Below are 11968 nucleotides of genomic sequence, written 5' to 3'. Positions count from 1 at the left end.
GGAGAGCTTTGTTTAGAAAACGAATTTTATCAACCGCCTTGGTTGGTCTACTGGCTGCCAGCGTGCTGGGAACGGCGCTTGCCGATGATGTCGACGACAAACAGCGTGAACTCGAGAGCGTTCAGCAGCAGATGGAAATGCAGCAAAACAAGGCAGCCCAGGCACAACAGCAGGTGAATAGTGTCTCGGAGCAACTGCGGGTGATTCAGGGCGACCTTGATGCGGTAACCGGTGAATATAACGGTATTTTGTCCCAAATAGCGGCAACCGAAAAGCAAATTGAAGCCAATACAGTTGTACTGGCCAAAGTAGAAAAGAACCTGGCCGAACGTAGTCAAATTTTAAACAAAAGAATGCGTGATATCTATAAAAACGGGCAGATGAATTATTTGGATGTTTTGCTGGGAGCTTCCGATTTTAGCGATTTTGCCACGCGGGCGGATCTTTTAAAGCGGGTTGTGAATCAGGATTTGACCCTTGTAGCGCAGGTAAAGGCCGAGCGGGAACTTGTAGTGCAAAAACGGGCTGAACTTGAACGCGATAAGGCGGCTTTGAACGACCTTAAGGCCCAGGCTGCCGCGAAAAAAGCACAGATGGAGAGCCGTAAAACCGAGCAGAAAAAAGTGCTGGATTCAGCCGTCAATGAGCGCGATACCGCCGAGCAGGCCTATAAGGACCTGATGGAGACGTCCAATCAGATTGAGCGAATGCTTAGGCAGATTCAGTCCAGCGGCAGCGGCGCTACCGGTTCGGCAGGCGGCAGCGGTGCCATGATGTGGCCGGTTTCCGGACCGATTACTTCGCCGTTTGGCTGGCGGACACATCCGATTTCCGGCTCTAGCCGGTTCCATAGCGGGATTGACATCGGCGCCGATTACGGCGATGCGGTTGCCGCCGCCGATAGTGGGGTTGTTGTTTTCAGCGGCTGGATGGGTGGCTATGGCAAGGCCGTTATTATTGATCATGGCAACGGCATTTCAACCTTATACGGGCACAATTCTGAACTTCTGGTAGATGAGGGCGCGCGGGTGCAAAAGGGACAAACGATTGCCCGCGCTGGTTCAACCGGATATTCCACCGGTCCGCATGTGCATTTTGAAGTGCGGGAAAATGGTACGCCGGTCAGTCCGTTAGGATATTTGCCTTAATAAGAATATTTACCGCCAAATTGACATATAGTTAAAAGGATGAGAAGAAAAAGGGATAAGTCCGGTGTTAGACCCGCGACTTTTGCGAGGTGTATTGATTGAGTCGCCGTAAAATAATTTTTGGCGCCGTACTCTTAGTTTTAGTGACCTTTTTGGCAACAGCGGCCGGGTTCTTATATCTGATGAACGCCTGGTCGTCCGATATTGTCAGTACGCTGAGGGTACTCAGGGCTATGCAGGTCGTCAAGTCACGCTATGTGGAAGATGTGCCGGTGGACACCCTAATGGCCGGATCAATTAAAGGAATGGTCAATTCTCTCAATGATCCGCATTCGCTTTATATGGACGCCAAAATGTATAAACAGTTTATGATTGAGACCGAAGGCTCTTTTGGCGGTGTTGGTATTGTCATTGGAACCAAGGATAAACAACTTACCGTTATTGCTCCGATTGAGGGGACACCCGGCGAACAAGCCGGCATTAAAAGCGGTGATCAGATTATTAAAATTGACGGTCAGGATACCAAAGAACTGGCCCTGGATGAAGCTGTCAATAAGATTCGCGGGCCGGAAGGCAGCAAAGTCGTCTTGACCATTATGCGTGATCAGGAAGTGCAGGATTATACTCTGACCAGGTCCAATATTCAAATCAAGACTGTGGCCGGTAAGATGCTTGATAATAACATGGGCTATATTCGCATATCCATGTTCAATGAGAATACAGGCAATGATTTTGTTCAAAAACTGCAGGAATTAGAAAAGCAAGGCCTAAAATCCCTGGTGCTTGATCTGCGCGACAATCCGGGCGGGCTTGTTGACGAGTGCGTTAAAGTGGCCGGTCAGTTTGTGCCTAAAGGGCCGGTGGTTTCGATTGTTACGCGTGACGGTCGGCGGGAAACCCATTCTTCCAACCTGGAAACCACAAAATATCCGGTAGCGATTTTGGTTAACGGCGGCAGCGCCAGTGCCTCCGAGATCGTAGCCGGGGCGGCGCAAGACACCGGTTCGGGCATTTTGATTGGCACCAAGACCTACGGCAAAGGTTCGGTGCAGACGGTTATTCGCTTGGATGACGGATCAGCCATAAAATTAACGATTGCCAAGTATCTGACACCAAATGACAGAGCCATTAACGGTGTCGGCATAGAACCCGATATTAAAGTAGAATTGCCGGAAAACAGGAACCGGGATGTGCAGCTTGATAAGGCCGTTGAGGTCTTAAAGAGTAAAATGCAGTAATGACTAAAGTTGAAGGTTGGTTTATAATTTATAAACCAACCTTTATCTGCATTGAGGTGAGGACAAGTTGTTCCCATGGGCTGAAATCAGCATATTGATTATTCGCGGCGCTTTGGACGTAGTATTCGATGTTAATTTTTGGATTGTTTTGGCACTGGTCGGCTATCAATACTGGCAGATGCAAAAAAGTCAGCACAGAATGTTTGGCGTGTATAACTACACGTTATCGCAGCAAATCCTGTCAGCCGGTGCATTTGGCCTTATTGGCGGCATTACCGGTAGTTTTTTATTGACGCTTGTTGGCGTTACCTTAAACCAGCTTGGCCTAAGCTATATTTGGCCGGTGGCGTTGGCACTCATGCTGATCAATATGCGGTTTCTATGTTTTGCCTATGCCGGCGGGGTGGTTGCCTTGGCCAATGTACTTTTTGGCTGGCCGGAGGTTAATGTGCCGCAGGTGCTGTCTTTGGTAGCTGTGCTGCATGTTACCGAAAGTTTGTTAATCGCCGTCAGTGGCGGCTACAGCGCTATGCCCATGATCATCAAGAGGCAGGACGGACGGTTGGTTGGCGCTTTCAGTCTGCAGAATTTTTGGCCGCTGCCGCTGGTTATTTTGGCGGCCGTGACAGTACCTTCTGGTTCGGCAAGCGGGGGAACAATCAATATGCCGGCTTGGTGGCCGCTGCTGAACGTATCCCTGGAAACGCCGCCCGGTACGAGTTTGATTTATGTTATGCTGCCGGTGGTAGCGGCTCTCGGCTACACCGACATGGCAATAGCCAGTCTGCCGCGGCAGCGGCGGTGGCAGTCAGCCCTGCATCTGGCGGGTTACAGCTTGCTGCTGCTGGCGCTGGCGCTTTTATCTGCCAAGTATGTATGGCTGCAGGCTATAGCCGCCATACTGTCGCCGCTGGGCCATGAGTTTCTCATCCAGTGGGATAATCGCCGCGAAATGGGTGCACCGCCCCGGTTTGTGCCGCCGCCTTACGGGCTGATGGTACTTGACACGGTTGTCGATACGCCGGCGGCTAAGCTTCTTAAGCCAGGCGATATTATGATCAATCTGGCCGGATTGCCGGTAAACAGCCGTTTTGATTTAGCGGCAGCCATTAGTCAGGCGCCGGCAGCGTTTAGCCTTGTTTTCGAACGGGCGGGAAAGGTCGTTCACAAGGATTGTAAATTCAAGCAGGGTGAGCGGCGTCTGGGCGTTATTTTAGTTCCGGACGGCAATGAGTCTTTTTATGTTGAAATGGTGACCAATCGATACGGATTAATCGACTGGCTGAAAGATAAGTTTAAAAGATAAGTTAGGTGATAATAATGGCTACTGTACCCAAACTGAATACGGTTCACCAGGACGGAGGCATTCCTTTTAAAGTGGAAGCGCCGTTTGTGCCTACAGGCGACCAGCCGGCGGCTATTGCCCAACTAGCGGCAGGAATTACACAGGGTGATGCGGCGCAGGTCCTTTTGGGAGCTACCGGCACAGGTAAAACTTTTACTGTGGCGAAAGTCATTGAAGCTGTGCAAAAGCCAACCTTGGTCATTGCTCACAACAAAACACTTGCTGCGCAATTAGCCAGCGAGTTTAAAGAGTTTTTCCCCAATAATGCGGTTGAGTATTTTGTCAGTTATTATGATTATTACCAGCCGGAAGCTTATATTGCGCAAACAGATACCTATATTGAGAAAGACGCTTCGATTAATGATGAAATTGATAAGCTGCGCCACTCGGCTACCAGCTCGCTGTTTGAACGGCGGGATGTCATTATCGTAGCCAGTGTGTCCTGCATTTATGGTTTGGGCTCTCCGGATGAATACCGGGGGTTAGTCTTATCGTTAAGGCAGGGCCAGACCAAAGACCGGGATGATATTCTGCGCAAGCTGGTAGAAATTCAATATGAACGCAACGATTATAACTTTACCCGGGGGACTTTCCGGGTACGGGGCGACATTGTTGAGATATTTCCGGCAGCTTATGGGGAAAAGGCTTTGCGGGTCGAGTTGTTTGGCGACGAAATTGAACGAATTCTGGAGATCGACACCCTGACAGGTGAAATTCTGGCGGAACGTAAGCATATTGCCGTTTATCCGGCCTCTCACTATGTTACTTCCCGGGAAAATATGCTGCGGGCGGTGCAGGATATTGAAACCGAGTTAGAGGAGCAGTTGGCTTATCTGAAAGCCAACAATAAGCTGTTGGAAGCTCAGCGGCTGGAACAGCGCACCCGCTATGATCTGGAAATGCTGCAGGAGATGGGGTATTGTTCCGGAATCGAAAATTATTCCCGGCATCTAACGAAACGGCAGGCGGGTGAGGCGCCCTATACGCTGGTCGATTATTTTCCGGAGGATTTTCTGATTGTTATTGACGAATCTCATGTTACCTTACCGCAGATTAGAGCCATGTATGCCGGTGACCGGTCCCGCAAGGAATCGCTGGTGACAAACGGTTTCCGGCTGCCTTCGGCCTTTGATAACCGGCCGCTGACTTTTGATGAATTTACTGCCAGAATCAATCAGATTGTCTACGTTTCGGCAACACCGGCCGTTTATGAACTGAAGAAGGCGGGCCAGCAGGTTACGCAGCAGATCATTCGCCCTACCGGTCTTGTTGACCCTGAAATCGAGGTACGGCCGATCAAGGGCCAAATGGATGATTTGCTTGACGAAATCAGGCTGCGCACGGCTGCCAATGAACGGGTGCTAGTCACCACGCTTACCAAGAAAATGGCGGAGAATCTGACAGAATATCTGAAAAACATGGGAATTAAGGTGAATTATCTTCATTCCGATATAGCAACCATTGAGCGGGTTGAGATTATTCGCGATTTGCGCTCCGGGGTACATGATGTTTTAGTCGGTATTAACTTGCTGCGGGAAGGTCTGGATATGCCGGAAGTATCGCTTGTGACCATTCTCGACGCCGATAAAGAAGGCTTTCTTCGTTCGGAGACGTCATTGATTCAGACAATTGGCCGGGCAGCCCGTAATGCCCATGGCAAGGTTATCATGTATGCCGACAATATTACCGATTCGATGCGCCGGGCAATTAGCGAGACTGAGCGCCGCCGGGAAATTCAGGTGGCTTATAATAAAGAACATGGCATAACCCCGAAAACTATCGAAAAACGGGTTAAAGAACTGATTGAGACCACTAAGGTGGCGGAGGCCCCGGCTGCTTACAAAGCTGACCGTATTGGCGATATGAAGCGCGAAGATATGCTGGAACTGGCTGATAATCTGGAAAAAGAAATGCGGCTGGCTTCCAAACAGCTGGAGTTTGAGCGGGCCGCCGAACTGCGGGATATGGTCATTGAACTCAGGCAGAAAGCCGGGGCCGGTTCGGTAAAGGCCAAAGCGGGCGGCAGTAAACCGGCCAAACGGTCAAGAGGCAAGAAAAGCCAATAAAAAAATCATCCGGAACGGATAGAACCGGGTGATTTTTGGTGAAATAGTATTTTGGTTAATACGCCATCTGTCTGCAAGACACTTTAGCATGTTGTATAGATTGCAGAAAATTTATAGTGCTTTTTTGAGCAGGCGAACATCAGTTTCTGTCTCCAGGAGGCGGTTATTAAGGATATCCAGCTTGGCTTCCAGGCGGGGTATGGCATCCAACTTTTCACCAAGCAAGTTAACCATAGCGGTAAGTCCTTGAAAACCGGCCTGAGTTTGCAGTTCATGGTTATCAAGCCTAGTTTCCAGGTTATCGAATCTGGCTTCCAGATTATCGAACCTGGTTTCCAGATTATCGAACCTGGTTTCCAGATTATCGAACCTAGTTTCCAGTTTATCGAACCTAGTTTCCAGATTATCGAACCTGGTTTCCAGTTTATCCACGCGCTCACAGAGTTCTTCTGTGACCGCATTATTGTGACCCACCATTTTAATAAGCTGCTCCATCATGGTCTGCATTTGATTCAGCTGGTTTTGGTGTTGGATCAGCATTTTTTCCAGTCTGTCAAAGCGTTCTTCGCTCATACTATCCTCCATGATGCCAATAAATAGTTCTATTCATTATTGTACCTGTTGCCGCCGGGTAAGACAAGTATATTTTGCTGTTACAGACGGCTATCATTATCAGCAGAATACTGCTATAATATATAAGTTAGATAATTAGTATCAATTAATATATAGTAGTCTAAAAGGGGAACCGAAAGATGCCAGATCAAATTATCATTAAAGGTGCCAGACAACATAATTTAAAAAACATAGATATAACCATTCCGCGCGATAAGCTTGTGGTTATTACCGGCCTCAGTGGTTCGGGCAAATCTTCATTGGCGTTTGACACCATTTATGCCGAGGGGCAGCGCCGCTATGTGGAGTCGCTCTCGGCTTATGCCCGCCAGTTTCTGGGGCAAATGGACAAACCGGATGTCGACTATATTGAGGGTTTGTCGCCGGCCATATCTATTGACCAGAAGACCACCAGCCGCAATCCGCGTTCGACAGTGGGGACCGTGACCGAGGTGTACGATTATCTGCGCCTGTTGTTTGCCCGGGCGGGGCGGCCCTATTGCCCCAAATGCGGTAAGCCCATCAGCCAGCAGACGGTTGAGCAGATGGTTGACCAGCTGCTGGCCTTGGGCGAGGGCTCCAGGCTGAGCCTGATGGCACCCGTGGTGCGCGGTAAAAAAGGCGAGCATCAAAAAATTCTGGAGGACATCCGGAAAAATGGCTATGTCCGGGTGCGAGTGGATGGCGAAATTTATGATATTGCCGATGAAATTAAGCTGGAAAAAAATAAGAAGCATACCATTGAAGTAGTTGTTGACCGGATTATTGTGCGTGAGGGCGTAGACAGCCGGTTGGCCGATTCGCTGGAAACCTCCCTGAAATTGGGTGGCGGTATTGTTACCGTGGATGTCGGCGGCAGCAAGGAACTGATTTTTAGTCAGAATTTCGCCTGTGTGGACTGCGGTATCAGCCTGCCGGAGATTGCCCCCCGCATGTTTTCTTTTAACAGCCCTTTTGGCGCTTGTCCGGAATGTACCGGGCTGGGCAACAATCTGGAGATTGACCCGGCGCTGGTTATTCCCGACCCAGGCAAGTCATTTATCGACGGTGTAATTGCGCCGCTCAGCAAAAGCACAAACTCTTATTTTATGTGCCAGCTGGAGGCTGTGCTGGAGCAGTATGGCCATACGCTTTATGATACCTGGGAGAAGATGCCTGACAATCTTAAGGAGCTTATTCTTTATGGAGCCGGTCAGGATAAATTTACTTTCCGGTACGAAAACATGTATGGCGAGACCAAGACCTATCACTCCAACTTTGAGGGAGTTGTGCCGCTACTTACCCGCAGGCACCGTGAGTCGACCTCAGACTGGGCGCGGGAGGAAATCGAAGAATATATGAGCTCCAAGCCCTGCCCGGCGTGCAAGGGGGCCAGGCTTAAACCCGAAGCGCTTGCCGTAAAGGTTGGCGGCAAGAATATTAATGAAGTTACTAAGATGACAGTGGCTGAGTCCAAAGAATTCTTTAGTCATTTGCAACTCACTGAACGGGAAACGGTGATTGCCCGCCAAATTTTAAAGGAAATTAACGCCAGACTGGGATTTTTACTGAATGTCGGTCTGGATTATCTGACACTTGACCGGGCCGCCGGTACCCTTTCCGGCGGCGAGGCCCAGCGGATCAGGCTGGCCACCCAGATCGGATCCGGCCTGGTTGGGGTGCTCTATATTCTGGACGAGCCCAGTATCGGTCTTCACCAACGGGATAATAACAGGCTGCTTGCTACTTTGAAACAAATGAGAAACTTAGGCAACACGCTGCTGGTCGTGGAACATGATGAGGATACGATGTATGCGGCTGATCATATTATCGATATCGGACCGGCGGCCGGGGCTGACGGCGGCATGGTCGTCGCCCAGGGAACTGTAGAGGAAATCAAGGCTTGCGAAGCTTCGATTACCGGTCAATATTTGAGCGGTCGTAAAGCCATACCGGTACCGGCCGTGCGCCGGCAGCCTAATGGCAAGTGGCTGGAAGTCATTGGGGCTAAGGAAAATAATCTTAAAAAGGTTAACGCCCGTTTCCCGCTGGGGGTATTCACGGCTGTTACCGGGGTATCAGGCTCCGGCAAGAGCACGCTGGTTAATGAAATCCTGTACAAAGGGCTGGCCAGTCAACTGTATCGCGGCAGCCATGCCCGTCCGGGGGAACATCAGGCAATTCGCGGCTTGGAATATATTGATAAAATTATCGATATTGACCAGTCGCCGATTGGCCGCACGCCGCGCTCCAATCCTGCTACCTATACAAGCCTTTTTGATAATATTCGCGAAGTTTTCAGCCAGACGCCTGAAGCCAAAATGCGCGGCTATCGCCCGGGACGCTTTAGTTTTAACGTTAAAGGCGGCCGCTGCGAAGCTTGCAAGGGCGACGGAATTATTAAGATTGAAATGCATTTTTTGCCGGATGTGTATGTGCCCTGCGAGGTATGCAAAGGCGCCAGATATAACCGGGAAACGCTGGAGGTCCGTTATAAAGGCAAGAGTATTGCCGATGTCCTTAATATGGTGGTTGACGAGGCGGTGGAATTCTTTCAGAATATCCCCAAGATTCACCGGAAACTGCAGGTCTTGCAGGATGTCGGTCTGGGGTATATTAAATTGGGTCAGCCGGCTACCCAACTGTCGGGCGGTGAGGCCCAGCGGATTAAGCTGGCAACCGAACTGGCACGCCGCAGCACCGGCAAAACCTTATATATCCTGGATGAACCGACTACCGGGCTGCACACGGCCGATATTCACCGCTTACTCATGGTGCTGCAGCGGCTGGTTGACGGCGGAGATACGGTGGTGGTGATTGAACATAATCTGGATGTGATAAAAACGGCGGATTATTTGATCGATCTTGGTCCGGAAGGCGGCAAACGGGGCGGGACGATTGTGGCCCAGGGTACGCCGGAACAAGTGGCGGCCGTGCCGGTGTCTTATACCGGTCAATTTTTGGCGCCTGTGTTGGCCCGTGGTCCGCGGCAATAGCAAAGGAGGTGTACGGTCATTGCTGTTGTAGCTTCCATAGTGGAAGAAAAGCTGGCGCTTTTGCCGGATAAGCCGGGCGTTTACCTGATGAAAGACGACAAAGGCCGGATTATTTATGTCGGCAAAGCCATTAATTTAAAAAACAGGGTACGCTCTTACTTTCAGTCCAGCCGCAACCATTCCCCCAAGGTGTTGGCGATGGTGGCGCGTATCGCCGATCTGGAATACATTATTACCGCATCAGAGATAGAAGCACTGATTCTGGAATGCAATCTGATCAAAAAACATCGCCCTAAGTATAATATCAGCCTGCGGGATGACAAAACCTATCCTTATATCAAAGTAACAGCCGAAGAATATCCCCGGGTATATGCCACCCGTAAAGTGGTTAAAGACGGTGCTAGGTACTTTGGCCCCTATACCAGCGCCGGGGCCGTGCATGAAACCTTGCGGCTGCTCAAAACGTTATTCCCGCTGCGTTCCTGCCGCCGCCTTGACGCCAAGCGGCCTTGCTTGGAACATCATATTAAACGCTGCCTGGCGCCCTGTTCCGGCAAGGTGGATCAGGATGCCTATCGGGAAATGATTAAGGCAGTGGAACTGTTTCTGGAGGGACGCAGTGACACGGTGGTCAAAAACCTCAGACGGCTTATGGCTGAGGCGGCGGAAGCCCTGGAGTTTGAGCAGGCGGCCCGTTTGCGTGATCAGCTAACGGCCGTGGAAAAGATTATCGAAAAGCAAAACATTGTGACCGGCAGTGGTGACCAGGATGCCATCGGCTTGGCCCGTTCGGCCGCCGGCACTTGTGCCCAGGTATTTTTCATCCGCAGCGGCAAAATGGTGGGACGTGACCATTTTATGTTGTCAGGCGGTGAAGATGAAACCGATCAGAACATGCTGACAGCTTTCATTAAGCAGTACTACAGTCAGGCAGCCTTTATTCCCCGTGAAATCCTGCTGCCGCTGGCGCTTGAGGAACAGCAGCTGCTGGCCGAATGGCTGAGCGGCAGCAAGGGCGGGCGGGTGCAGGTGGAAACGCCTAAACGCGGCACCAAGAAAGATTTGGTTAACATGGCGGCAGGCAATGCGGCCATTGTATTACAGGAGCAGGCTGCGCGACTGGCTGCCGATCAAGAGAAGACAGCCGGGGCGGCGGCCGAACTGGGGCAGCATTTGGGGCTGACGGTTCCCCCGGAACGGATTGAATGCTTTGACATTTCGCATATCCAGGGGTCGGAGACAGTGGCGTCAATGGTGGTATTTGAGGGCGGCCAACCCAATAAAAATGAATATCGCCGCTACAAGCTGAAAACGGTGGAAGGCAAACCTGATGATTTTAAGTCCATGCAGGAAGTTGTGGGACGGCGTTATCGTGACGCCTTAGCGAAAGGGCCGGTTCCTGACCTGATCATCATTGACGGGGGCAAAGGCCAGCTTAACGCCGCTCTGCCGGTTATCCGCGCCGCCGGCCTGCAGGCGGTCATGGTAGTGGGCCTAGCTAAAGAATTTGAGCATATATTTAAAGAAGGAATCAGCGAACCGCTGATCCTGCCACGCCACTCCCAGTCTCTCTATCTGGTGCAGCGCATCCGGGATGAGGCGCACCGCTTCGCCATAACCTATCACCGCAAACTGCGCTCCAAGCGCAATCTGGTATCGGTGCTGGATCATATTCCGGGTATTGGCGCCAAACGCCGTCAGGCGCTCTGGCATCATTTTGGCAGTTTGGCGAAAATCAAGGCGGCTGAAGTGGCGGAACTTGCCAAGGTTGAGGGCATGACGCTGCCGGCGGCTGAGGCTGTGTATAATTTTTTTCGTAATAAAAACTTGTAATCCTATAGGACCATGGCGTCAAGCCGGGAACGGCCTTTGCGGATTTGCCGAAGGATTGGCAATGTCCTATTTGCGGTGTTGGTAAAGATCAGTTTGAAAAACTATAAAAGGGAATAAAAAAATCGCGTTTTGTGCGCGATTTTTTAGTTGACCATAGCAAGCAGGGACGGTTCTCAACTTGCCTGTTAAGGGGTTAATAACGCAGCGGAAAGGTTCCTTGTTACCTGGCAGATTTAACATGAGTCAGGGAACAGCCATGACAATAATTGACACAGCAGAGCTGATGAAAATAACGATAATTATGCTATACTCGAAGAAGCAGGATAAGATCGAGGGACGGTTTGGAGATTACTCCGCTTTGAGAACATGATCGGGTTGTCTTTGAGTACAGAGAACTGCTGTTAAACAGCGTACAATAAACTTTTTTCTATCAGACAATCTTCCTGCACTTAAAATAGTAGGAGTGATTTAGATGGAAGCCCTTTTGGAATGTTGCTGTGGAATTGATGTACATCGAGATAGTCTGCAAGTATGTATACTAAAGGGCCTAACAGATAATCCAGAAGTGATTCGTGCTGAATTTAAGACAATGCAACAGGATTTACAAGAATTGGTTCAATGGTTAGTTCGCCACGATTGTAATCATATTGCCATGGAAAGCACGGGTGTGTATTGGCGGCCAGTATATGAAGCAATTGAAGAATTCCACAGTAACTATCAATCCCTACTTGTAGTCAATGCCCATCATATG

General features: G+C 50.1%; 8 protein-coding genes and 1 pseudogene. 8 read left to right on the top strand and 1 reads right to left on the bottom strand.

Annotated features, from left to right (window positions below; translation table 11 throughout):
• Positions 1–8 precede the first annotated feature (8 nt).
• The 4 genes from BLR65_RS21900 to uvrB all read left to right on the top strand — a co-directional run bounded on the left by BLR65_RS21900 (position 9) and on the right by uvrB (position 5797).
• The gene (locus BLR65_RS21900; RefSeq protein WP_245692978.1) at positions 9–1148 is read left to right on the top strand and encodes a murein hydrolase activator EnvC family protein; all 1140 of its coding nucleotides are present in this window, start codon (positions 9–11) and stop codon (positions 1146–1148) included.
• A 98-nt stretch (positions 1149–1246) separates the two neighbouring features.
• Positions 1247–2386, top strand: coding sequence for a S41 family peptidase (locus BLR65_RS21895; protein WP_093796301.1), 1140 nt, complete (start codon positions 1247–1249; stop codon positions 2384–2386).
• 67 nt (positions 2387–2453) lie between these two features.
• Positions 2454–3692: a trypsin gene (locus BLR65_RS21890; RefSeq protein ID WP_093796300.1), complete on the top strand. Its 1239-nt coding sequence runs from the start codon at positions 2454–2456 to the stop codon at positions 3690–3692.
• A gap of 14 nt (positions 3693–3706) precedes the next feature.
• Positions 3707–5797: an excinuclease ABC subunit UvrB gene (uvrB, locus tag BLR65_RS21885; RefSeq protein ID WP_093796299.1), complete on the top strand. Its 2091-nt coding sequence runs from the start codon at positions 3707–3709 to the stop codon at positions 5795–5797.
• 111 nt (positions 5798–5908) lie between these two features.
• On the opposite strand, the gene BLR65_RS21880 is transcribed toward uvrB, so the two are convergent.
• On the bottom strand, positions 5909–6370 hold the full coding sequence (locus BLR65_RS21880; protein ID WP_093796298.1) for a hypothetical protein: 462 nt from the start codon (positions 6368–6370) through the stop codon (positions 5909–5911).
• 179 nt (positions 6371–6549) lie between these two features.
• On the opposite strand from BLR65_RS21880, the gene uvrA reads away from it, so the two are divergent.
• The 4 genes and pseudogenes from uvrA to BLR65_RS21855 form a co-directional block, all read left to right on the top strand.
• Complete coding sequence (gene uvrA, locus BLR65_RS21875; protein ID WP_093796297.1) at positions 6550–9384, top strand: excinuclease ABC subunit UvrA; 2835 nt, start codon at positions 6550–6552, stop codon at positions 9382–9384.
• A gap of 39 nt (positions 9385–9423) precedes the next feature.
• The gene (gene uvrC / locus BLR65_RS21870) at positions 9424–11217 is read left to right on the top strand and encodes an excinuclease ABC subunit UvrC (protein ID WP_342741404.1); all 1794 of its coding nucleotides are present in this window, start codon (positions 9424–9426) and stop codon (positions 11215–11217) included.
• A 23-nt stretch (positions 11218–11240) separates the two neighbouring features.
• Positions 11241–11324, top strand: a pseudogene (locus tag BLR65_RS29210) (rubredoxin); the annotation flags it as partial.
• Positions 11325–11689: 365 nt separating this feature from the next.
• The coding region (locus BLR65_RS21855) for an IS110 family transposase (RefSeq protein WP_143122630.1) at positions 11690–11968 on the top strand (279 nt) is incomplete at its 3' end.

Source organism: Sporomusa acidovorans, assembly GCF_900101845.1.
Taxonomy (GTDB): Bacteria; Bacillota; Negativicutes; order Sporomusales; family Sporomusaceae; genus Sporomusa; species Sporomusa acidovorans.
Note: the sequence above shows the minus strand (reverse complement) of the source record. Positions and strands in the feature narration are given on the sequence as shown.